Origin of the sequence: Streptomyces sp. NPDC007025 (assembly GCF_042869455.1) — a bacterium.
In the GTDB taxonomy this organism is placed as follows: Bacteria; Actinomycetota; Actinomycetes; order Streptomycetales; family Streptomycetaceae; genus Streptomyces.
This window is the reverse complement of the sequence record NZ_JBIAFT010000004.1, coordinates 161269-184497: the sequence shown is the minus strand read 5'-3', so window position 1 is coordinate 184497 and position 23229 is coordinate 161269. Positions and strand designations below refer to the sequence as shown.

Annotated in this window: 19 protein-coding genes and 1 pseudogene; 17 read left to right on the top strand and 3 right to left on the bottom strand. The window is 74.5% G+C overall.

The window, feature by feature from the left end:
* Position 1: 1 nt before the first annotated feature.
* Positions 2-1069 (bottom strand): CdaR family transcriptional regulator, encoded by a 1068-nt coding sequence (locus ACFYMO_RS09565; RefSeq protein ID WP_019358906.1) that lies wholly within the window; start codon positions 1067-1069, stop codon positions 2-4.
* Positions 1070-1322: 253 nt separating this feature from the next.
* On the opposite strand from ACFYMO_RS09565, the gene ACFYMO_RS09560 reads away from it, so the two are divergent.
* The 5 genes and pseudogenes from ACFYMO_RS09560 to ACFYMO_RS09540 all read left to right on the top strand — a co-directional run.
* A complete protein-coding gene (locus tag ACFYMO_RS09560) occupies positions 1323-1937 on the top strand; it encodes a hypothetical protein (RefSeq protein ID WP_366769819.1) in 615 nt (204 codons plus the stop codon).
* A 234-nt stretch (positions 1938-2171) separates the two neighbouring features.
* On the top strand, positions 2172-4244 hold the full coding sequence (locus tag ACFYMO_RS09555) for a flotillin family protein (RefSeq protein WP_366769820.1): 2073 nt from the start codon (positions 2172-2174) through the stop codon (positions 4242-4244).
* A 124-nt stretch (positions 4245-4368) separates the two neighbouring features.
* Positions 4369-9324 (top strand): DNA repair ATPase, encoded by a 4956-nt coding sequence (locus ACFYMO_RS09550; protein ID WP_388545376.1) that lies wholly within the window; start codon positions 4369-4371, stop codon positions 9322-9324.
* A 350-nt stretch (positions 9325-9674) separates the two neighbouring features.
* Entirely contained in the window at positions 9675-10757 is a 1083-nt protein-coding gene (locus ACFYMO_RS09545; protein WP_366769822.1) for a PP2C family protein-serine/threonine phosphatase, read from the top strand.
* A 94-nt stretch (positions 10758-10851) separates the two neighbouring features.
* A pseudogene (locus tag ACFYMO_RS09540) lies at positions 10852-11376 on the top strand (MarR family winged helix-turn-helix transcriptional regulator); the annotation flags it as partial.
* Positions 11377-11623: 247 nt separating this feature from the next.
* On the opposite strand, the gene ACFYMO_RS09535 reads toward ACFYMO_RS09540, so the two are convergent.
* Positions 11624-13333 (bottom strand): chloride channel protein, encoded by a 1710-nt coding sequence (locus tag ACFYMO_RS09535; protein WP_388545681.1) that lies wholly within the window; start codon positions 13331-13333, stop codon positions 11624-11626.
* A gap of 206 nt (positions 13334-13539) precedes the next feature.
* On the opposite strand from ACFYMO_RS09535, the gene ACFYMO_RS09530 reads away from it, so the two are divergent.
* A complete protein-coding gene (locus ACFYMO_RS09530) occupies positions 13540-13968 on the top strand; it encodes a hypothetical protein (protein WP_366769823.1) in 429 nt (142 codons plus the stop codon).
* On the top strand, positions 13965-14309 hold the full coding sequence (locus tag ACFYMO_RS09525; RefSeq protein ID WP_366769824.1) for a transcriptional regulator: 345 nt from the start codon (positions 13965-13967) through the stop codon (positions 14307-14309). Before ACFYMO_RS09530 ends, ACFYMO_RS09525 begins: the two co-directional genes overlap by 4 nt.
* A gap of 268 nt (positions 14310-14577) precedes the next feature.
* Here the strand turns inward: ACFYMO_RS09525 and ACFYMO_RS09520 are convergent, their stop codons facing one another.
* Positions 14578-14907 (bottom strand): LysR family transcriptional regulator, encoded by a 330-nt coding sequence (locus tag ACFYMO_RS09520; RefSeq protein WP_366769825.1) that lies wholly within the window; start codon positions 14905-14907, stop codon positions 14578-14580.
* Between the two features lie 353 nt (positions 14908-15260).
* Between ACFYMO_RS09520 and ACFYMO_RS09515 the strand changes: the two genes are divergently transcribed.
* The 10 genes from ACFYMO_RS09515 to ACFYMO_RS09470 all read left to right on the top strand — a co-directional run bounded on the left by ACFYMO_RS09515 (position 15261) and on the right by ACFYMO_RS09470 (position 23181).
* Positions 15261-16343: an ABC transporter ATP-binding protein gene (locus ACFYMO_RS09515; protein WP_366769826.1), complete on the top strand. Its 1083-nt coding sequence runs from the start codon at positions 15261-15263 to the stop codon at positions 16341-16343.
* Positions 16340-17497: an ABC transporter permease gene (locus ACFYMO_RS09510; RefSeq protein ID WP_366769827.1), complete on the top strand. Its 1158-nt coding sequence runs from the start codon at positions 16340-16342 to the stop codon at positions 17495-17497. Before ACFYMO_RS09515 ends, ACFYMO_RS09510 begins: the two co-directional genes overlap by 4 nt.
* Positions 17497-18966 (top strand): YcaO-like family protein, encoded by a 1470-nt coding sequence (locus ACFYMO_RS09505; RefSeq protein ID WP_366769828.1) that lies wholly within the window; start codon positions 17497-17499, stop codon positions 18964-18966. Before ACFYMO_RS09510 ends, ACFYMO_RS09505 begins: the two co-directional genes overlap by 1 nt.
* A 70-nt stretch (positions 18967-19036) precedes the next feature.
* A complete protein-coding gene (locus ACFYMO_RS09500; RefSeq protein ID WP_388545371.1) occupies positions 19037-19732 on the top strand; it encodes a TOMM precursor leader peptide-binding protein in 696 nt (231 codons plus the stop codon).
* A gap of 5 nt (positions 19733-19737) precedes the next feature.
* Positions 19738-21438, top strand: coding sequence for a hypothetical protein (locus tag ACFYMO_RS09495; protein WP_388545368.1), 1701 nt, complete (start codon positions 19738-19740; stop codon positions 21436-21438).
* Positions 21435-22199: a nitroreductase family protein gene (locus tag ACFYMO_RS09490; protein WP_366769831.1), complete on the top strand. Its 765-nt coding sequence runs from the start codon at positions 21435-21437 to the stop codon at positions 22197-22199. The genes ACFYMO_RS09495 and ACFYMO_RS09490 overlap by 4 nt, the downstream gene beginning before the upstream one ends.
* A gap of 100 nt (positions 22200-22299) precedes the next feature.
* Entirely contained in the window at positions 22300-22467 is a 168-nt protein-coding gene (locus ACFYMO_RS09485; protein ID WP_019358890.1) for a thiocillin family RiPP, read from the top strand.
* A 40-nt stretch (positions 22468-22507) separates the two neighbouring features.
* Entirely contained in the window at positions 22508-22687 is a 180-nt protein-coding gene (locus ACFYMO_RS09480; protein ID WP_019358889.1) for a thiocillin family RiPP, read from the top strand.
* 61 nt (positions 22688-22748) lie between these two features.
* Entirely contained in the window at positions 22749-22931 is a 183-nt protein-coding gene (locus ACFYMO_RS09475; protein ID WP_276475444.1) for a thiocillin family RiPP, read from the top strand.
* Between the two features lie 73 nt (positions 22932-23004).
* Positions 23005-23181 (top strand): thiocillin family RiPP, encoded by a 177-nt coding sequence (locus ACFYMO_RS09470; RefSeq protein WP_019358887.1) that lies wholly within the window; start codon positions 23005-23007, stop codon positions 23179-23181.
* The last annotated feature ends 48 nt before the right edge of the window (positions 23182-23229 follow it).

Here is a 23229-nt window from a genome sequence, read left to right as displayed (position 1 = left end):
GTCACGCGCTCAGCGGTGTACCGGGCCAGCCGAGCAGCCGGGCGCCGATCACCGCGGTCTGCAGCATGTAGCGGTGTGCGGGGTCGGTGGGGCTGGCCCCCGTCAACTGGTGGATCCGCTCCAGCCGGTAGGTGAAGGCGCGCACGCTGAGCGAGAGCCGCCGGGCCGCCTCCGCGGCCACACAGCCGGACTCGAAATAGGCGGTGAGCGTCTCCAGCAGCGGTTCGACCCCGCCCCGGGCCGCGCCCAGCGGACCCAGCGTCGCCTGCACGAGGTCGGCCATGGCCTGCCGGTCGCGGGTCAGCACCGGGTAGACCAGCAGATCCGAGGCGTAGAGCACCGGTTCGCGCAGCTCCAGCCGGGCGCCGAGATCCAGGACGCTGACGGCTTCCTCGTACGACTGCACCACCCCGCCCGGACCGGGCTGGACGCGCCCGATCGCCACCTGGCCGCCGTCCATCGCGGCGTAGCACTGCTTCGCGAAGTAGGTGAGCACCTCGGGCTGGTCGCCCGGCGCCACGCAGAGCATCCGCCCCTCCTTGGTGGTCAGCAGGATGCCCCGGTCGTGGAAGCGGGCGATCAGCGCGCGTTCGACCCGGCGCGCCACCTGGTGGCTCTCGTCGTAGTCGGCCGGACCGCGCGCCGCGGCCACCGCGTGGGTGTGCGAGAGCCGCAGCCCGAAGCGCTCGGCACGCTCGGCCAGCCGGCCCAGGTCGCTGCGGCCGTGCAGCAGGTCGTCGATGAACTCCCGCCGGGTGGCCTCCTCCTGACGCACCGCCTGCCGCTGGGCGCGCTCGTACCCCTCGGCCACCGCGTCGACCACCTGGTGCATCACGGTCAGCAGGCTGTCTGCGTCGCCCGGCAGGGCAGGCCAGGCCGTCCGCGCGGCCGTGAGGTGGGCGCTGACCAGGTCGCGCAGCCCGAACCCGGCGTCGGCCGCGCGTTCCCCCAGCTCGCGCCGCGTCTCCAGCTCGTCCCGTTTCAGCCGGCGGCCCGTCCGGCAGACCTCGTCCAGCAGCGCGACGTAGCCGTCCAGATAGGTCTCCGGTATGCGCGCAGCGTCACTCACCCGTATCTCCGCTCTCCTGGTGCCGCGTTGACGGTTCCTTGACGCCGTCCGGCACGCAGACCCTAGAGAACGCTGCCGGGTTCCGGCAATGCGGTGCGGCGTGCTCCGCGGACAGAATGCTTGTCACGGGGGGAACCACGGGGGAATCCGGGGGGAACCGGGGGATGCCTCAGTGCCGCACACCGGCAGGGGGTGCCGTACACCGGCAGGGCGTGCGGCGCTGAGGCCAACGGGGGCGACGGAGGGGACGGCCATGGGAACTTTCCTGGAAGCGACCACGGCCTTCCCCACCGTCGTGTTCTCCGCCGCGCTGCTCGTCGTCGTGCTCGGCTGGCTGCTCGCGGCTCTCGGCAGTGTCGACCCGGAGGAGGCCGCCGCACCGTTCGGTGCCGCCTTCCCCGGTCTGGCCGGACTTCCGGCCGCCGTCGGGGTCTCGCTGCTGACCGCGGTCGCCTGGCTGCTGAGCCTGGCGGGCGGGCTGCTGCTCGACCGGGCAGGGCTCGGGCCGGGGCCGCAGGCGGCCGCGGGCGCCGCGCTGCTGGTCGCCGCACCGTCGGCCGGCTGGCCGCTCGGCCGCGCCGCGGCGCGGGTCGCGGCCCGGGCGCTGCCGACCGGAACGGGCCCCTCACGCCACGACTTCGTCGGCCTGACCTGCACCGTGCGCACCCGCCAGGTGGACGGCGGGTTCGGCCAGGCCGAGGTCACCGCGGAGGACGGCTCCAGCGCGCTCGTCCAGGTCCGGCAGAACGGGACCGCCCGGCTGACGCTGGGCAGCACCGGCCTGCTGTACGCCTACGACGCCGCGGGCGAGTTCTTCTGGGTGGCGCCCTTCGACCCGGCACTCGACCCGCGCCGCACCTTCGACTGACCCGCAGACCGCCGCACCACAGTCCAACGCACCACCACAGTCCAACGCACCACCGCAGTCCAACGCACACCGCAGTCCAACGCACACCGCACGGTGAAGTCACCGCACCGCCGGACAACCCGTCGGACCGCCGCGCCGCCATGCGTGCGCACCGGCCCCGGCCGGACCGCGGGCCACCGGACCACCGCCGCACACCGGCTCCCCGAGCCGCTCCTTCTTCGTAGAGGTCGTCACATGGAAACCTTCAACCTGGGACTCGGCGTGCTCGTCGCCGTCGTCCTGCTGATCGTGCTCGCAGCCCTGCTGGTCGTCTCCCGGCTCTTCCGCAAGGTCGAGCAGGGGCGCGCGCTGATCGTCTCCAAGATGCGCAAGGTCGACGTCACCTTCACCGGGCAGGTCGTGCTGCCCGTCCTGCACAAGGCCGAGGTCATGGACATCTCGGTGAAGACCATCGACATCTCGCGCACCGGCAGGGACGGGCTGATCTGCAAGGACAACATCCGCGCCGACATCCGGATCTCCTTCTTCGTGCGGGTCAACAAGACCGTCGAGGACGTCATCAAGGTCGCACAGGCCATCGGCACCGAACGGGCCAGCGACAAGAGCACGCTCCAGGAGCTGTTCAACGCCAAGTTCTCCGAGGCGCTCAAGACCGTCGGCAAGCAGCTCGACTTCGCCGACCTGTACACCAAGCGCGACGAACTGCGCGACCGCATCATCCAGGTCATCGGCACCGATCTGAACGGCTACAGCCTCGAGGACGCGGCCATCGACTACCTGGAGCAGACGCCGCTGGCCCAGCTGGACGCCGCCAACGTCCTGGACGCGCAGGGCATCCGGAAGATCACCGAGCTGACCGCCGCCGAACACGTGCGCACCAACGAGTTCCAGCGCGGCGAGGAGAAGGAGATCACCCGGCAGAACGTCGACGCGCGCGAGGCGATCCTGGAACTGGAGCGCCGCCAGGCGGACGCCGAGACCAAGCAGAAGCGCGAGGTCGAGACCGTGCGGGCCCGTGAGGAGGCCGAGACGGCCCGGGTCGTGGAGGAGGAGCGGCAGCGCGCCCAGGCCGCGTTCCTGCGCACCGAGGAGCAGCTCGGAGTGCAGCGCGAGAACCAGAACCGCGAGATCGCCGTCGCCCAGAAGAACCGCGAACGCGTCATCGCCATCGAGAACGAGCGCATCGAGAAGGACCGCCTCCTGGAGGTCATCGCACGCGACCGGGAGACCGAGCTGACCCGCATCTCCGCCGAGAAGGAGGTCGAGGCGCAGCGCCGGGACATCGCCGAGGTGATCCGCGAACGCGTCGCCGTCGACCGGACCGTCGCCGAGCAGGAGGAGTCCATCAAGAAGCTGCGCACGGTCGAGGAGGCCGAACGCGAGCGGCAGGCCCTCGTCATCGCGGCCGAGGCCGAGGCGCAGGAGAAGCTGGTCAAGGACATCAAGGCGGCCGAGGCCGCCGAGCAGGCCGCCACCCACCGGGCCGCCGAGGAACTCACCCTCTCCGAGGCCCGGCTCAAGGCCGCCGATCTGGACGCCAAGGCCAAGGCGCGGCTGGCCGAGGGGGTGCAGGCCGAGAACGCCGCACCGGGGCTCGCCGAGATCCAGGTGCGCGACAAGGAGGCCGAGGTCATCGAGAAGGCCGGCCGAGCCGAGGCCGAGGCCGTCGCGGCCCGGCTGCGCGCCGAGGCCGACGGCGCCCGCGCCCGCGCGGAGGCGGAGGCCGCCGCGGTCGGCGAGAAGCTCAAGGCCGAGGCCGAGGGCCTGACGGAAAAGGCCGCCGCGATGGCGGCGCTGGACGAGGCGTCCCGCGCCCACGAGGAGTACCGGCTGCGCCTGGAGGCCGACAAGGAGGTGCGGCTGGCCGGACTGGACACCCAGCGGCAGCTCGCCGAAGCGCAGGCCGCCGTGCTGGCCAAGGGGCTGGAGAGCGCCGACATCGACATCGTCGGCGGCGAGTCCGCCTTCTTCGACCGGCTCGTCTCCGCCGTCTCGCTGGGCAAGAGCGTGGACGGCTTCGTCGACAACTCCCGCACCGCGCAGGCCCTGGCCGGACCGTGGCTGGACGGCTCCGCCGACTTCACCCGCGACCTCACCCGGGTGCTGGGCTCCTTCAGCACCGGCGACGTGCAGAACCTGACCGTCTCCGCGCTGCTGACGAAGCTGATGAGCGACGGCGGGCAGCAGTCCGGCCGGCTGGGCGAACTGCTGGAGAGCGCACGCGAGCTCGGGCTGGCGGACATGCCGCTGGCCGAGCTGAACGGGGACGGCCGCACCGCTGCCGCGCACGGCGGCGGCCGGGACTGACCCGCAGCCCGCAAGCGGGGCCGGTCCGTTCCGGCAGCGCCCGCAACCGGCCGCCGGGGCCGACACGCCCCGGCAGGCCGGGCACCGGCCCCGCACCCACCGCCCCCGAGGAAGGAAGCCCGCGATGGACACCGGTCCGGACACCGGAACGTACGAGGTGCTGCGCGACCGGCTCGCCGCGCAGGCCGCCGAACTCGCCCGCCGAGCCGAGGCGCTCGATGCGCTGCGCACCCAGGAGTTCGGCGCCCGGCGGATGGCGCTGACCGGCACCGGACGGCTGCGCAGCGAACGCCCGAGCCTGCCGCGCGACGTGGTGGCGGTGGGGGAACGGCTGCTGTTCGGCCGCCACGCCGGGCCGCCCTCGGCGGACGGCCGGACCGAACCGGGCGACGTGCTGGCCCTCCACGACCGGGAGCTGAACCCGCTGCCCGCCGACGCGGTGCCCGGACTGCTGGACGACGCCGACTTCCGGCACGAGTTCGCCGCGTTGCACCGCTACTACCGGCACGCCAGGCTGCTGCGGCTGCGTCCGGTCGAAGGCAGGCTGCTGGCTGTCTTCCAGACCGGCGAGAACCCCGCCGACATCCGGGTGCTGCGCTGGGAACTCGCCCCGGACGGCGGCAGCGCCCGGTTCCTGGACGCGCGCGGCGAGCGCGACCACACCGCCCCGGCCGAGCCCGATCTGGCGTGGACCGAGGCGACCCGCGAGGACCACGTCCCCGGACGCCGTCCGTATGTCGCAGTCGGCGACGGGATCCAGGTCTCCACGGTCGGCGGCTTCCTCACCGTCGGGGACGGGAACGGAACCGGGAACGGGACGGAGACCGGTACCGGGGACGGCCCCGGCGCCGCGGACACCGGCGAGCTGTACCGGGAGCCCGTCGCCGACGCCCTCCAGTCGCTCACGGACGCGGAGATCGCCCACACCGCCGTCGGCCCCCTCGTCCTGCTGCGGGTGCGGCCCTACAAGGAGGAACAGCGCCGCTACCTGGTCGTCGACCCGCTCACCCGGCAGGTGGTCCGGCTGGACGGGATCGGCGCGGCCTGCCGCCGACTGCCCGGCGAGGGCGGCGTGGTCTTCCCCGGCGGCTACTACCTGGCCTCGGGCGAGTGGAAGACCTTCGACGCGGTGGACACCGCCGGGTTCGGCTTCGAGGCCGCACTGCGGGCCCCCGGCGGCGAGGACGTGCTCTTCGCCTTCCACGCGCCCGAGGACGGCGGCCGCGACCTGCTGCTGTCCTACAGCACCCTGCGCCAGGAGTTCGCCGCCCCGCTGGTCTGCAAGGGGCATGCGCTCTTCGGCGACGGCACCCTGGCCGTGCTGCGCGCGGACGGCGACGACGGCGCGGAGCCCGGACGGGTGCACACCGTACAGACCTGGGCCTCCCCGTATGTGTCCGACGCGTTCGAGGCCGCCTCGACAGGAACGGCGGGCGGGGAGGCCGGACCGCTGGCCCGGATCGGCAACCGGGACCTGGTCGGCGGCATCTCCGCGTGCCTGGCCGTCGCCCGCTCCGCCGCGCCCGCACACGGCGAGCCGACCGCCGAGCGCTACCGGGCCCTGGCTGCCGCCTGCGAGCGCACCGCGGACAGCCACCCCTGGCTGGGCGCCCCGGAGACAGGCGACCTGCACACCCCGCTCCAGGAACTGGCGGGCACCGCCGCGCAGGTGCTCACCGAGTTCGAGACCGTCCGCGACCTCACCCGGCAGGCCGCCGAGGAACTGGAGGCCGCGGCAGCCGCACTGGCCGCGGTGGTGCGGCAGGTACGCGGCGACGAGCCCCGCCCGGCCGCCGCGTGGGTCGAGGGGCTGACCGCGCTGCGCGCCGCCCAGGGCAGACTCCTCGGCTGCGCCGAGACGCGCTACGCCGACACCGCGCGCGCCGCCGAACTGGCGGCCGAAGCCGAAGCCGAACTGGCCGCCTTCGGGCTGCGGGCGGTCGAGAGCCTGCGCGAGGAGGGCGCGTTCGCGGACCACCACCGCGACATCGAGGAGCTGATCACCGCCGCGCGGGACGCCGGCACGGCCGCCGAGGCCGCTGCCGTCGCCGAGCGGATCGGTGCCCTGGACCAGGGCCTGCGCACCGTCACCGAGGTGATCGGCGCGCTGGAGGCGGGCGACGCGGCCGTGCGCACCGCCGCCCTGGAGCGCGTCTCCGAGGTGGCCGGTGGGCTCAACCGGGCCCGCGCCACGGCGGAGGCCCGCCGCCGCACCCTGCTCGCGAGCGAGTCCCGGGCCGAGTTCGCCGCGGAGTTCGCACTGCTGGGCCAGTCCCTCACCGCCGCGCTCGCCGCGGGCGACACCCCGCAGCAGTGCGACACCCAGCACGCCCGGCTGCTGGCCAAGGTCGAGGACCTGGAGCGGCGGTTCGCCGAATCCCCGGACTTCCTCGCCGACCTCGACGCCAAGCGCACCGAGCTCAACGACGCCTTCGCCGCCCGCAAACAGGCGCTGGCCGACGCCAGGGCCCGCCGCACCGAACAGCTCGTCGGCTCAGCGGAGCGCACCCTGGGCACCCTCGCCCGGCGCGCCGCGGAACTGGCCGACAGCCAGGAACTCGCCGCGTTCTTCACCTCCGACCCGATGGCGGACGCCGTGCGGCGCACCGCCGGTGCCCTGCGCGAGTCGGGCGAGCCGGCCCGTGCCCAGGAGCTGGAGGACCGGCTCTCCACCGCCCGCCAGGAGGCCGCGCGTGCCCTGCGGGACCGCGGCGAGCTGTACCTGGACGGCGGCAGCGTGCTGCGCCTGGGCCGCCACCGCTTCGCGGTCAACTCCCAGCCGCTGGACCTGACCCTGGTACCCGACGGGGACGGGCTGGCCCTCACCCTGACCGGCACCGACTACCGTGCACCCGTCACCGACCCCGAACTGCTGGCCGACCGGGCGCTGGGCGAGCGGCTGCTCCCCTCCGAGTCGGCGGAGGTCTACCGCGCCGAACATCTGGCGGCCCGACTGCTGGCCGAGCACGGCCCGCAGGTCCTCGGCGCGGCCGAGGACCTGCCCGGACTGGTCCGGCAGGCCGCACGGGACGCCTACGACGAGGGCTACGAGCGCGGCGTCCACGACCACGACGCCGTCCTGGTCCTGCGCACCCTGCTGGAGCTGCACGAAGGGGCCGGGGCGCTGCGCCACGAGCCGGGCGCCCGGGCCGCCGCGCAGCTGTTCTGGACCCACGGCACCGCGCCCGGACAGCGGGACGCCTGGACGCGGCGGGCCGTCTCGCTGGCCCGCGCGGGCGAGACCTTCGGGCCGGTGGCGGCCGGCGCCGGACTCCGCGACGAGCTGGCGGCCGAGATCGGTGCGTTCGCCCGGGAGCGGCCGTATGCCGCCGGGACCGGCGTCCGGCCGGAGGCCGCCGCCGACTACCTGCTGGGCGAACTGACCGGTGCGCCCGGCGGGTTCGTGCTCAGCGGCGCGGCCCGCACGCTGCGGGAGAAGTTCCGGCACAGCATCGACCCGGACCTCCACGACGCCTACCTGGCCGACCTGGCCGCCCTGGACACCCTCGCCGAACGCCACCAACTGGCCACCGCCTGGCTGTCCTCCTACGCCCGCTCCACCGGCTCCGACCCCACCCCGGGCGACCTCGCCGAGACGGTGGCCGCGCAGCTGTGCCCGGAACTGGAGCGCTACGACGGCGACGCGCCGCTCACCCGCACCGTCACCGGACTGCTCGGCGCCCACCCGCGCATCCGGGGCGGCGAACTCACCGTGCGGATCGACGAGTTCCTCGCCCGAACCGCCGCCTTCCGCGCTGAGGCCGTGCCCGCCTTCCGCGCCCACCAGCGGCGCCGCGCCCGGCTGGTCGCGCAGGAGCGGGACCGGCTGCGGCTGGCGGACCACCGGCCGCAGGCCCTGCCCGGATTCGTCCGCAGCAGACTCATCGACGAGGTGTGGCTGCCGCTGATCGGCCAGAACCTGGCCAAGCAGCTCGGTACCGACACCGGAGCCGGGCCGCTCGGCGGACTGCTGCTGCTGCTCTCACCGCCGGGGTACGGCAAGACGACACTGCTGGAGTACGTGGCCGAACGGCTCGGGCTGCTGCTCGTCAAGGTGAACGGCCCAGCCCTCGGCTCCCAGGTGACCTCGCTGGACCCGGCGCAGGCGCCCCACGCGACGGCGCGGCAGGAGCTGGAGAAGATCAACCTCGCGCTGAAGGCGGGCAGCAACACCCTGCTGTACGTGGACGACATCCAGCACACCGCACCGGAGTTCCTGGAGAAATTCATCCCGCTGTGCGACGGCACCCGGCGGGTGGAGGGTGTCTGGGAGGGCGCACCGCACACCTACGACCTGCGCGGCAAGCGCTTCGCCGTCTGCATGGCCGGAAACCCCTACACCGGTTCCGGCAGTCGCTTCCGCATCCCCGACATGCTGGCCAACCGGGCCGACGTGTGGAACCTGGGCGAGGTGCTGACGGGCAAGCAGGACGCCTTCGCGCTCAGCTTCGTGGAGAACGCGCTGACCTCCCACCCGGTGCTGGCGCCGCTGGCCGCCCGCCCCCGGGCGGACGTCGAGCTGCTGGTCGCGCTGGCCCGCGGTGCGTCCGAGGCACGGGCCGACCGGCTCTCCCACCCCTGCCCGCCCGCCGAGCTGGACCGGATCCTGGCCGTGCTGCGCCACGTGCTGGCGGTGCGCGAGACCGTCCTCGCGGTCAACCGGGCCTACATCGCCTCCGCCGGGCAGACCGACGCGACCCGCACCGAGCCGCCGTTCCGGCTCCAGGGCTCGTACCGCACCATGAACAAGATCGTGCAGCGGGTGCAGCCGGTCATGAACGACGCGGAGCTGGGTGCCCTGATCGAGGACCATTTCACCGCCGAGGCGCAGACCCTCACCGCGGATGCGGAGGCCAACCTGCTGAAGCTGGCCGAGCTGCGCGGCGTGCTCACCGGTGACCGTGCGGACCGGTGGGCGGAGATCAAGCGCGGCTACGTCCGCACCCAGGCCCTCGGCGACACCGGCACCGACCCGATGGCCCGGGCCGTCGCCGCGCTCGGCCTGCTGGCCGACCGGGTGGCCGCCGTGGAGGCGGCCCTGCGGCAGCAGCCCGCCGCCCGGGCGCCGGAGCGGGGGTGAGAACGCCCCGCATCGGGACGGGAGCGCCTCCGGTCCCGGGGCCGGGGGCGAGCCGCTACCCGGACGGGACCGCGGCCCGGCTGCGGCCCGGCCCGGGCCCGCCCGCAACCGGGCCGCGGACGGCGCACCGGGGCCGTACCCAGGGGTTCGGCGGGGCGCGGGCCCGCCGGGGGCCGCTGCCGCGCGAGGGGCCGTGCGGCGGGCCCGGGTACCGGCGGCGGGGCGCTGCGATCGGATAACGAGACGGCCGGGGCACCCGTGGCCCGCTGCGGCCGTTGCTTAGGGTGAAGTTCCGAGCGAAGGACCGCGGCGGAAGCGGTTCCGCAGGCGCGACGTCGCAAGGGAGCACCATGGCTGAGGGGCGCGAGCAGCGTACCTACACCGTGCTGGTATTGCTGCCGGTCCTGGTGATGGCAGTGGTGGCCGGTGTCGACATGCTGGCCGGCCCCGAGGTGGGATTCCTTCCGCTGGTCTCCCTCGGCCCCGCCTTCGCCGGACTGGTCGGCACCTGGCGGCGCACCCTGGTCGTCGGTGCGCTGGCGATGCTGCTCTGCGTCGGGCTCGGGATCTACGACGACCTCCTGCTGACCCGGCGCGGCTACACGGCCCTGGCCTCCGTCGCCGGCGTCACCGTCGCCGGTGTGGTGGCCGCGATCATGCGGGGCCGGCGCGAGCAGGAGCTGGCCAGCGTGCGGTCGATCGCGGAGGTCGCCCAGCGGGTGCTGCTGCGCCCGGTTCCGCGCAGCGCGGGCCCGCTGCGGGTGGCGGTCTCCTACACCTCGGCCGTGGCCGAGGCGCGGATCGGCGGCGATCTGTACGAGGTGGCCGCGTCGGCCGACCGGATACGGCTGATCGTCGGCGATGTGCAGGGCAAGGGGCTGGCGGCGGTGGAGACCGCGTCCGTGGTGCTGGGCACCTTTCGGGAGGCCGCCTACGAGGAGCCGGACCTGACGCAGTTGGGCGCCCGGCTGGAGCGCAGCGTGGGACGGGAGTTGGAGGACGAGAAGTTCGTGACGGCCATCATCGCCGAGGTCCGCCCCAAGGAGCGCACCGTGGTCTTCCTCAACCTCGGCCATCCGCCGCCGATGCTGGTCCGCCGGGGCGGCGTGGTGGACTTCCCCCGTCCGGCCAGCTACGCGCTGCCGCTCGGGCTGGCGGCGCACGGCGGCGAGCCGCCCGCCGCGTTCAGCGCCGAGTTCGCGCCGGGCGACCAACTCCTCCTCTACACCGACGGGGTGACCGAGGCCCGGAACGGCGAGGGCGACTTCTATCCGCTCAAGGACAAGGGCGGGCTGCTGCGCACCGGCGACGCGCAGGCCGCGCTGGACACGCTGCGGGAGGATGTGGACCGCTACACCGGCGGCGTCCAGGACGACGACGCCGCGATGCTCCTGGTGCGCTACCGCCCCGGGCGCGGCCCCGGGCGCGACTGAGGCCCCGCGTGCCCGGGACGGGCGGGCGGCCCGGTGACCGACCGGCCCGGGAGACCGCAGGATACGGAAGAGAAGGAAGCGGTAAAAAGGGGACATGACCGAGAGCGGAGACCCGCTGGAGGGTTTGGACGATGTGGACGCGGTCACCCGCGCCGTACTGACCGCGTCCAGGGTGCTGGTGGCGGTGTCGGCCAGTTCGCTGGCCGAGGTCGAGGACCGGGTGACGCTGCCGCAGTTCCGGATGCTGGTGGCCCTCTCCTCCCGCGGCGCCACCAAACTGGTCGCGGTCGCCGAGCTGCTGCGGGTGGCGCCCTCGACGGCCATGCGGATGGCGGACCGGCTGATCACGGCCGGGTTCGTGGACCGCCAGACCAACCCGCACAACCGCCGCGAGACTCTCCTCACGCTCACCGGCGAGGGGCGGCGCATCGTGGGCAGCGTCACCTCCCGCCGCCGCCGGGAGCTGGCGGCCGTCGTCGAACGCCTCGCCCCCGACCGGCGTGCGGCGCTCATCGAGGCCCTGACGGACTTCAACCGGGCGGGCGGGGAACCGCCTGTGCCCCCCACGGACGCCGACGTCCCCTACCCGCTGGGCTGGGGCGACCTGGCCGACCTCGCGGCACCGCCGGCCGCACCGGACGGGGCCGCGGAGCGGTCCCCGGGGGAGCCGTCCTCGGGCGGTCCCGGGGAGCAGTCTGCGGGCAGACCCGGGGGGCAGGCTCAGCACGTCCCCCGCGACCAGCCCTCGGGCCGGCTGCCGGACCGGCCCTCGGACCGGCCGTGACCTGAGCCGTCGCCCGGCCCGGCCCGCCTTCCGGCCCGGCCCGCCCTCTGGCCCGGGAGCCCGTCCCGCGCCCCGGGCCCGGTCAGGCCGGTACGGACTCCGGGGCCGGGGCGGTGGCCGGGGCGTGGAGGGCGCGCAGGGCGCTGCGGTGGCTGAGCCAGCCCACCGGCACGCCCCGTTCGGGGTCCAGCACCGGCATCCCGCTGCCCACCGAGTCCGCGAGCGAGTGCAGCGCCGTGGCCAGCGGCTCGTCCGGCTCGACGACCGGCGGCCGGTGGGCCAGGTCGCCCGCCGTGGTGGGGGCGCCGTCCGGCTGCTCGGACAGCGCCTCTGCCACCGCCCGGGTGGTGACCACTCCGGCGTACCGGCCGGCGGTGTCCAGCACCGGGAGCGCCCCGTGCCCGGAGAGGCTCAGCACGTCGGCCGCCTCGGTCAGCGGCGTGGTGGCGCAGAGCGGTTCGGGCAGCGCCTCCATCACGGAGCCGACCGGCTGGCGGCCCAGCGGTGCGCCCTGTGCCGGGCCCTCCAGGTCGATGCCGCGGCGGCGCAACTTGAGCGTGTAGACGGTGTCCCGGGACAGCAGCCGTCCGGTCGCCGTGGCCAGCGCGATCGCCAGCATCATGGACAGGATGATCGAGTACTCGCCGGTCAGCTCGAAGAGGATGACCACGGCGGTGATCGGTGCCCGGGACGCCCCGGCGAAGACCGCGCCCATCCCCACCAGCGCGTAGGCGCCGACGGCGCCCGCGCTGTGCGGCAGCAGCTGGTGCAGCACAGCGCCGTAGGCGGCGCCCAGCATCGCGCCCATGAACAGGCTCGGCGCGAACACGCCGCCGGAGCCGCCGATGCCGATCGTCACGCTGGTCGCCAGGACCTTGCCGACGAGCAGCAGCAGCAGGAAGCCCACCGCGTACTCGCCCTCGGTCGCGTTCTCCAGCACCGGGTAGCCCACTCCGTACATCTGCGGCAGCGCGAGCAGCAGCAGTCCCAGCACCAGTCCTCCGGCGGCGGGCCGCAGCCATTCGGGTCCGCGCCACAGCCAGTCGCAGGCGTCCTCGATCGCGTACAGGATGCGCGAGAAGCCCACGCCCACGGCGCCGGCGACCACTCCCAGCACCGCGAAGAGCCCGTACTGGCCCAGGTGGTCGACGTGGAAGGCGGGGAGTTCGAGGAAGGCCACGTCCCCGAACGCGGCCCGGCCGATGACGCTCGCGGTGACGCTGGAGAGCACCGCGGCGCCGAACGCCTCGGCGCTGAAGGTCATCAGGATGAGTTCCATGGCGAAGAACACGCCCGCCAGCGGGGCGTTGAACGTCGCGGCGATGCCGCCCGCCGCGCCGCAGGCCACCAGCAGCCGCAGCCGCCCCTCGTCGGCGCGCACCAGCCGGCCCATGGTGGCCCCGAGCGCTGAGCCGACCTGCACGATCGGGCCCTCGCGGCCCACCGAACCGCCGGAGCCGATGGTCAGCGCGGAGGCGAGGGTCTTGACGACGGCGACCTTGGGGCTGATCCGCCCGCCGCGCTGGGCCACCGCGAGCATCACCTCGGGCACTCCGTGTCCGCGCGCCTCCTTGGCGAAGCGCTGGACGAGCGGGCCGTACAGCAGTCCGCCCACCACCGGCGCCAGCACCACGAAGAACGGGCCCAGCCAGGACAGGTGGGGGTGTGCCGAGCCGGGGTCGGCGGCGTAGTCCTCGTGTCCGGAGAAGAGCCGGGTGAACTGCTCGATGCACCAGCGGAACACGATCGAGCCGAGGCCCGCGCCTGCTCCGGTGAGGACGGCCAGCAGCATCAGCCCCCATGGTGCGGAGCGCACCCATGCGCTCGTCGTACCTCTGCTGACACCAGCCCTTATGCCGACCATCACTGCTCCCTTCTTACTTTTGCATTATGCAAAGCTTGTCAAGTGCACGGACAGTGAGCAGAGGACTTGCCAAAGTGGAAAGTAGATGCCTATCCTGAAAGAACGTGAACGGCCGACAACACGGGAGGCAGGTCATGGAGGCAGCGCAGGCGCGGGCGGCACTCGCCCGGCGGGACGCGGTGCAGGGGGCCGGACAGCGGGCCCACGCCGACTGGTACGCGCGCTATCTGCTGGGCTTCCTCGGGTTCACCGTGCTGCTGCTCGGCGCCGCCGCGGCGGCCCGGACGGCTCCGGCGGCCGCCGTCACGCTCAACGCGGTCGGGGCCGTCCTCGGCATGGCGGCCATGGGATACGCCGGCACCCGGCCCGTGGTCACCCGCCGCTTCCACCGCTTCCACCTCGTCTTCAGCGCGGGCTGGAGCGCGCTGTACGTGGCGGCGGTCGTCACCGGCTCGGTCTGGCCGGGGGGCGCCCCGGCGCTGTGGTGGCCGGCCGCGCTGGCCGTGCTCGCGGCGTGGACGCTGGGCGCGGCGCTGCTGGCCCGCCGGGCGGGCGCGCGGTGAGCAGCAGTACCGCACGGCACCCGCGCCACCGGCTGGAGCCGCTGCTGCAGTCCCCGGTCCGGTTCTCCGTGCTGGCCGCGCTGGCCACGGCCGAACGGCTGGAGTTCCGCTTCGTCCGGGACGTGGTGGAGGTCACCGACTCGGCGCTCTCCAAGCAGTCCGCGGCGCTGGAGGAGGCGGGCCTGGTCGAGGTCGAGAAGGGATACCTCGGGAAGCGCCCGCGCACCTGGCTCAGGGCGACCCCGAAGGGCAGGCGGATCTTCCAGGAGCACTGCGAGGGCCTCCAGGCCATCGCCCGGGGCCCGGAGGCGGAACCGCCTGCGGACTCCGGCGGGCGGTAGCCCCTCCCGCCCGGGGCGCCGGTCCAGCGGCGGTGCGGAGCGTGCGGCCGGGCGGCGAAACCGCCGGGGAATGCGCCACGGGGAAAGCCACGGGAGAGGCCGCGAGGAAGCGTCGCGGGAAGGGGCCGGGAAGGCGCCGCGCCGAGCGGGAACCCGCACATGCGAAGGCGGGGAGCGATGCTTCGCCCATCGCTCCCCGCCTTGGCCCACGCCGCCGCGTGAACTTGTGGCTTTTCTTTCGCGAACGCAGTCGTGAATGCCCGCTGAATCAGGCGGTGCGGTGCACGGAGTGCACTTCCCGCAGTGGTGCGGAATGGTGGCCGCGGCGCCGCCTGCCGTTTCCGGGCAATTCTTCGCAGCGGCAGAGCAGATCCATCCGCGAGAGAATGTCGTGGGCCACCGGAACCATGCGCCTACCCGCCTCGGTCAGGCTCATGCCTCCGGGCGTGCGCTGGAACAGCGGCTGCCTGGTGTGGACTTCGAGCTGGCGGATCTGGTCGCTGATGCTGGCGGCCGAGTAGCCCAAGGCGCTGGCCGTTCTGGTCACGCTGCCCGTTCGTGCACAGGTGACGAAGGCGCGAAGCATCCGATCGTTCACTGAGTCTCCCCGTATGGCAAATCATGCAAACTCGGTGCGTTGCGGACACCTGGGCCCGGTCCTGGCCGGTGCCCGAGCAGGGAAGGTCGTCCCGCGGTATCCGCCTGGTCGGACGGCTCACTATTCCCGTAAGTCCCTTGCGGCACAAGGAGACTGACAGGTAGCCCGTTCGCCCGTCCGTACAAGTCCCCTCATCCGCAAGCCGGTTCCGGCATTCGGTCTCTCCGAACACCCCTTGCCGCACGTTCCGGCGGACGACCAGCATTGCTCGCGATCACGGCCGACCAGGCCGGCCTGACGCACAGCGCAGAACGTGTCGACGTATTGCGCGGACGTGGGGGTGCAGCGTCGAAATGTTCAGCATTCAAGAACGCAGTGAAAGTCCGGATACCGGGGCCGCCGAGTCCGGCGACCCGCAGGTGCTCGCGGTCCGGGAACTCACCGTCCGCTACGGTGATTTCACAGCCGTGAACAATGTCGGCTTCACTGTCGGACGCGGTGAGATCTTCGGTCTTCTCGGCCGCAACGGAGCGGGCAAGACCAGCACGATCGCGGCGGTCGCCGGACTGCTGCGGCCCGCCGCCGGACATGTCCAGGTGCTCGGCAGGCAACTGGAGCCCGGGCGGCGCGGCGGTGCCTGGCTGGGCGGCGCGCTCTCCCTCCAGCCGCAGAAGACCAGCCTCTTCCCCCGCCTCCAGGTGGAGGAGACGCTCCGGATGTGGGCGTCGCTCTACCCCGATCCGCGCCCGGTGCCCGCGCTCATCGACGAACTGGGCCTCACCGACAAGGCCCGCACCAGGGCCGCCCGGCTCTCCGGGGGCCAGCAGCAGCGGCTGCTGCTGGCCACGGCGCTGGTGGGCAACACCCCGTTGGTGGTCCTCGACGAACCCACCACCGGGCTCGACCCGCACGCCTCCCGCGACGCCTGGGCCGTCATCAACAAGGCCCGCGCGGGCGGCACCACCTTCCTGCTGAGCACCCACGCCATGGCGGAGGCCGAGGAGAGGTGCGACCGGCTGGCCATCCTGCACGAGGGACGGCTGCGCACCTCCGGAACCCCGGCACAGATCGTGCGCGACCTCACCCGCGGCAGCACCGTCACCGTCCGTTCCTCCCAGGAGGGCCTGCTGCGGGCCGCCCGCGCGGAGTTCGGCACCGACGCGGTGCGGACCGAGCCCGGGGACGGTGGCGGCGCACCGCGCTTCACCGTCGCGGCCCGGCGGCCCGAGCGGGCTGTGGCCTGGTTGGAGGAACGGGCGCCCGAAGCGGACGTACGCCTCCACCGCCCGACGCTGGAGGACGCCTTCCTGGCCGCGACCGGCACCGCACCGGCGGCGGACGGTACCGCACCGGCGGCGACCGGCACGGCACCGGCGGCGGACAGCGCTCCGGCGGCGGCCGGCGGCGCCCGCCCGGAAGGGGGAAGCCCGCGGTGAGCACACTCGGGACGAGCCGGACGGCCGCCGGTCCGGCACGGGACGACGGTCCGCGCGCCGACGGCACCCGGACCGGCACGGCAGACCCCGCGCCGCCCCCGCCGGACGCCGACGGCCCCGGGGCCGCCCCGCGCGGGGAGTTCGCCGCGCTGGCCAGGGGCATGACCAAGGAGCTGGTCCGCGACCCGATGGCGCTGTTCTTCAGCGTCGTCTTCCCGGTCCTGCTCGCCGGGCTGTTCGTCGCCATCATGCAGCTCACCTGGGCCGGCGGCCCCTACAAGGTCGCGGTGGTGGGCAGCGACACCCAGGCGGCCCGGCTCGGCTCGGCGCTCGGCGACGGTTCGCGGGTCACCGCGGTCGACGGTCCGCGCGCCGCCCCCGAGGACATCGACGCCGTGGTCGCCCCGTCCGCCGACGGCGAGGTGCTGCGCGTGGTGACCGACCCCGAGAGCCCCTCGGTGGTGTCCGCGCTGCGCGACGCGCTGCCGGGCACCGGCTGGGCCGGGCGCACCCTGGAGGCCGTGGGCACCGACGGCAGTCCGCCGTTCGAACCGATGCCGTTCGTGCTGCCGGGCGTCCTCGTCTTCGCACTGATGTCACTCGCCCTGAGCGCCACGGCGGGCACGCTGGTCTCGCTGCGGGCGAACGGCACCCTCCGGCTGCTGCGCACCACACCGGCCAGACCGCAGGCCATCCTCACCTCGCTGCTGCCCGCACGCGGCGCGCTCGGGCTGGCGCTGCTCGCCGTCGCCGGGGCCGTCGCGACCGTACTGGGGCTGCTGACACCGCTGTCCGCGCTGACCATGCTGCTGACCACCGCGCTCGGCATGTGGCTGCTGATGTCGGTGGGCTTCCTGCTGGGCGGCACCCTGCGCTCGCCGGAACTGACCAACGCGCTCTCCGGGCTGCTCACCCCGCTGCTGCTGATGGGCTCCGGCGTGCTCTTCCCGCTGGAGCTGATGCCCGAGGGGCTGGCCGAGGCCCTCTCCTGGAACCCGGTGGCGCTGCTGGGCGACGCGCTCCGGCACGACGTCACCGGCGGTGTCACCCGGCACGCGCAGTGGCTCGACTGGCTGCTGATCGCCGCCACCGCCGCGCTGCTGACCGCCGCGGCCGTCCGCGCCTTCCGCTGGGACACGGAGAAGAAGAACTGATGAACGCCGACGCGACGACCACACTGCCCCGCCCCGACACCGTCCCCGGAACCGGCCCCGCCGTCCCGGAGACCGCTGCCCCGGAGACCGCCGAGCAGGTCACCGCCGTAGAGGATGCGGCCACCGCACCACCGCCCGACTCGCTGCGCCGGATGGGCGACCTCGTCTCGCCCTACGGTCTCGTCAGCGGCGCCGTGCGCCTCCCCGGCAGCCCCGGAGATCCGGAGTTCCCCATCTTCACCGCCTCCCTGGGCGACCCCGGCCATGTGCTGACCGGGCACGAGGACTGGGAACTGGGCGCCGAGCACGGCAACTTCGACGGGGCGGGCGGCGATCTGTCCGCCGACCGGGCCGCGCTGCTGGCGGTCGCCGAGTCCCTGGAGCGCTACTCCTCCTGCGCCCGGGACGCCGGCCGCTTCCGCTGGGCGACCGCCGCCGAACTCGGGCCGGAGGCCGTCCCGCTGGACGCCTGGCCCAAGCTGTCGGAGGCCGAACTGGCCGCCGGCGGCCACGGACTGGTCGCCCCCGACCCGGACGCGCCCATGCGCTGGGTACGCGGCTGGTCCTTCACCCGGTGCCGGCCGGTCTGGGTGCCCGCCGTGCACGTGTGGCTGAAGAACCCGCCCGAGTCGCGCGGGGAGCGCGTCAGCCACCCCGTCTCCACCGGCTGCGCCGTGCACACCGACCCGACGGCCGCCGTCGTCAACGGGCTGCTCGAAGTCGTCGAACGCGACTCCATCGCGCTGACCTGGCTGCAACGGCTGCGGCTGCCCCGGCTGACCGTGGAGACCGAAGCGCTCTCGCCCCGGCAGCGCGCTTTCGTGCGGCGCGCCGCCAACCCGCACCTGCGCACCCGGTTCTTCGACGCCACCACCGACCTGGGCATCCCGGTGGTCTACGGTGTGCAACTCGCCGACGACGACCCCCAACTGGCCCAGGTCGTCGCCGCCACCTGCGACCCCGACCCCGGCGACGCCGTCGCCAAGCTGCACCGCGAGGCCGCGTCCCTGCGGATCGCGCTGCGGCACCACATCACCGACCAGGCACGCGGGGACAGGGCGGGCGACGACGCGGAGCAACTGGTCGACGTCGTCGGCGGCGCGGCACAGGCCGGACCCCGCTCGGCCCGGGACCGCTTCGCGTTCCTGCTGGAGGGGGACCGGGAGGAGCGGCCCCTGACCGCGCTGCCCCGCCCCGCCGCCACCGACCCGGGCAGCGTCCTGGACTGGCTGCTGGAGCGGCTGCACGCACGCGGCTGCGAAGTGCTCGCCGTGGACCTGACCACCGACGAGGCCCGGCAGGCCGGCGCCACCGTGGTCCGGGTCGCCGTACCCCGGCTCATGCCGCTCTCCTTCGTGCACCGGGCCCGCTACCTGGGCCACCCCCGGCTGTACGAGGCGCCCCGCGCGATGGGCCACCCGGTGCTGGACGAGGAGGAGATCACCCGGCTCCCGCAGCCGTTCGCCTGACACCCCGCCGGCCCGTCCGTCCCCGCACCCGTCCACCGCCACCACCACACCACCCCGGGCAGGAGAAGCGATGCACACCGGAACGACCGGCCCCAGCAGACCGCTGTTCCTCGCGGCCGGCTCCTTCGGGCACGCCGTCGGCGAGCGGCTGGCCGAAGTGTTCACCGGCGCCGCCACCGCGGGCGTCGACGAGGGCAGCCACCCCAGCTTCTGGCCGGTCAGCGATCTGCTGGTGCTGATCACCGACCACGCCAGACCGACCCTGGCCGAGGCGGTCGAATCCTCCGCGTACGCCTGGGGCGTGCCCTGGCTGCCGATCGAGCTGGAACCCGCGGAGCTGCGCTGCGGACCCGCCGTGCGGCCCGGATTCGGCGCCTGCCACCGCTGCTTCGTGCGCCGCCGCGACCAGCACGACCGCTCGCCCGTACCGCGCCGGGTACGCGAGCGGCACGGCCGCGGCGGCGGCACCGGCGACGACCACGCGCCGCACCCCGGCCGGGCGCGGGTCACCGGCTACGCGCCGCACCACGTCGGCATGGCCGTCGCGCTGGCCCGCGCCGCCGTCCACGACCTCTTCGCGGCGCCACCGGAGAGCGAGACCACCGCCACCCGGGTGCGCTCCGTCAACCTCGCCGACGGCAGGACGGCACGCCACCACGTGGTGGCCGTGGACCAGTGCCCGCGCTGCCGCCCGCCGCGCGGCGGCGAGGACACCTCGTGGCGGACCTTCGAGCGGATGACCGGCGCCGCACCGGTGGGGAGCTGACGAGGATGCCGAACGGGGACGTACTCACCGCCGAGCAGACCGGCGCCGCCGCGCTGCGCGACCCGCAGCTGTCGGTACCGGCACTGCCCCGGCTGCGCCGCGGCGTGGCCGTGCAGCAGGTCGAGGAGGGCCTGGCGGTCGAAGGGCTGCCCGCGCCCCAGGTGTTCCGCGGCAAGGCCGCCACCGCACTGCTGCCCCGGCTGCTTCCGCTGCTGGACGGGAGCCGGGACCGCACCGCGCTCGCCGAGGAGCTGGAGCTGACGCAGCGCGCCGTCTTCAAGGCCCTCTCGCTGCTGTGGATGTGCGGAGTCATCGAGGATTCCCCACCGCCCCGGGCCGCCGGCCGGCCGGACGCCGGGTCCGCGCTGCCCGCCGAACTCGCCGACTACCTCTCCCGGATGGGCGACTCCACCGGCGCCAACGGCTACTGGGAGCAGGGCGCGCTGCGGCTCGCCGCGGCCCGGGTGGCCCTGTTCGGCACCGGACCGGAGGCCGCCGCGCTGGCCGCGGAACTGGCGCCGTCCGCGCAGGTGACGCGGGTGACCGGGCCGGACGCCGTACCGCCTCCGGAGACCACCCTGGCCGTGACCGCCGGTCTGCGGCGCGGCGAACTGTCCGCCGTCGCCGCCGCCTGCCGGGACCGGGACGTCCCGCTGGTGCGGGTGGCCGTCTCCGCCGGGCGGGCCCGGCTCGGGCCGTTCGTCCACCCGCGGTACACGCCGTGCCTGGAGTGCCTGCTGGCGGAGGAGTCCGGGGCTCCGGACTCCTTGGCGGACACGGAGCCGGACGAGGAGGCCGCGGCGCTCACCGCCGCGCTGGCCGCGCACGACCTGTTCGGGTTCCTCTCCCGCGCCGTCCCCTCGCCCTACCCCAACCAGTGGCGCACCGTCGCCCTGGACGACCTCAAGCAGCAGCGGCACAGCGGCGCCACCCGCCCCGGCTGCCCCACCTGCTCCGCCCTCCCCGCCGTCGAGAAGAGCGGCGCCGCCGACGGCCCCGACCCCGCGCCGCTGGCCGCCCGCTACGAGGCGTTCATCGGGTTCCCGCCGCACGAGTACATGGACCTCAAGGGCCACCAGCAGCACTACAAGCCCTCCAACCTGGCCCTCCAGCGCCAGCAGAAGACGTGGCCCGTCTGCCCCCGCACCGAACTCCCGCCCCCGGACACCGCACGCCTGACCGGACAGCCCCACGGGCAGGAGACCGGCCCGGAGGCCGCCGTCGACCGGGACACCCTCTCCCTCGTCCTGGCCACCGTCGCCGGCATCCGCGTCGGCGACCCGGACTTCCTGCGCCGCTGGACACCCAGCGGCGGCAACATCGGCTCCGTCCTCGCCCACCTGGCCGTCCGCGACGCGCCCGGCCTGGAGCCCGGCCTCTACGGATACGTACCCGGAGACCACCGCCTCGCGCTCCTCGCGCCCGGCACCGAAGCGCTCGACGGCCTGCCGGGAGCCGGCCCCGCCACCCTGGTGCTGACCGGCAACCTCGGCAAGGTCGCCAAGAAGTACCACTCCTTCGCCTTGCGGGTGACGCTGCTCGACGCGGGCTGCGCCCAGGCCACCCTGCGCCGCGTCTGCCGCACCCTGGGCCTGCCGCGCGCCCCCGTACACCGCTGGGACGAGCGAGCGGCCGCCGCGGCGCTCGGCGTCGACCCGCGCGTCGAACCCGTCACCGCCGTCACCGACCTCGGGAGGCCGCTGTGATCGCCCCGGACGACCTCGCACTCCAGCTCGTGGACTCCTTCGCGTCCGCGCCCGCGCGCCCGCACGACCCCCCGGCCGCCCGGCGCGCGGCCCCGCCCGAGTCGCTCGGGCCGTCCACGGCCGTGCCCGCACGCGCGGACCGGGACCCCGCCACCCGGCTGGATCTGCTGGACACCCTGCGCAGCCGCCGCGCCAACCGCCTCTGGTCCCCGGAAGCGCTGCCCGCGCCGCTGCTCACCGACGTCATCGCCGAAGGCGTGGCGGCCGACGCCGAGGAGTGGCCGGACGAACAGCCGCACACCCCGCTGGAGATCAGCGTCGTCGCCTTCCGGGTGGCCGGGCTGCGGCCCGCCGTGCACCACCTCGACGCACTCGCCCGCACCGCCCGGCCGGTGCTGGAGCTGCCGCCGCCCGAGCAGCGCCACACCCTCACCCTGCAGTCCGAGTTCGGCGACGCGCCGGCGATCGTCTCGGTCGCCGTCGACCTGCGCACAGCCGAGGAGCGCGACGGCGGCCACGGCTACCGGACGCTGCTCACCCGGGTCGGCGCCGCCGTCCACACCATGTGGCTGGCCGGGGTCGCGCACGGGCTGACGGGTTCGGCGTTCGCCGGGTTCATCCCCGCCTCCGTCCGCGCCCCGCTGCGCTCCGACGGAACCAGCAGGCAGCAGGTGTTCGCGCTCGCGCTGGGCCATCCGCCCGCGGCCCAGTCCGGCGACGGCACCGTGCCGCCCGCCGGGAGCGGACCGGCCGCCCCCTGAATGTCCGGTGGCGCGCCCCGGGGCCGGCACCAGCCCCCCGGCACGCGCAGGCCGGCTGTCCCACCGATCCGCACCCGAGCGACGAAAGGAAGTGAGCAGCATGGAAGACGTCATCGACCTGTACGCCGTGGCCGAGGACGAGCTGGCCCTCGAAGAGCTGCCCGAGGGCAACGCCCTGGCCAGCTTCTCCACGGCGACCAGCGCCAGTACCGCCTCCTGCCCGGCCACCAGCGCGTCGAGCGCCTCCAGCGTCTCCAGCTACGGCTGACCGGCACCCCAACCCGCAGCACCCACGGAGGAGGTCACCCATGGAGTCCATGGACCACCTGGAGCTGGACCTGTACATCGAGGATCAGGATCTCGCGGTCGAGGAACTGCCGGACGGCAACGCGCCGGGCGGCTGCTTCGCCTGCGCGGGTTCGGCCTCCACGGCGTCCTGCCCCGGCTCGTCGGCGGCCACCGTCGGCAGCGCGTCCTGCATCGGCTGACACCCGCGGCAGCACGCACGCCATCCACAGCACCAGCGACACAGCAGAAGGGAGATGAGAGATGCAGCAGCACCCCGGCGACGACCTCGACCTGTTCGTCGAGTCGTTCGACGACGATCTGGCGGTCGAGGAGCTGAGCGAGGGCACCGCGCTGAGCACCTGGGGCAGCGCCACCACGGCGGGATCCGCCTCCTGCCCGTGGAGCACCGCCTCGTCCTCGTCGTCCGCCTCCAGCTTCGGCTGACCGGCACGGACGGCACACCGGGCACCACCGGCCACCCGTACGCCACCGAACCGCACGGAAGGAGGTGACACCCATGGACAACACCAACAGCGTCGAACTCGAACTGTGGGCCGAGGACCTCGAAATGGAGGCACTGCCCGAGTCGGACAGCCCCTTCACCACCTTCGGCTGCGCCGCCACCGCGGGCTGCGGCAGCTGCCCCGCCGCCTGCCTGGGCACGGCGGGCTGCTTCTCCTCCAACGGCAACTGAGGCGGCGGTGTCCACCGCTTGCCCAGCGGCCTGGTGACACGCGAACAC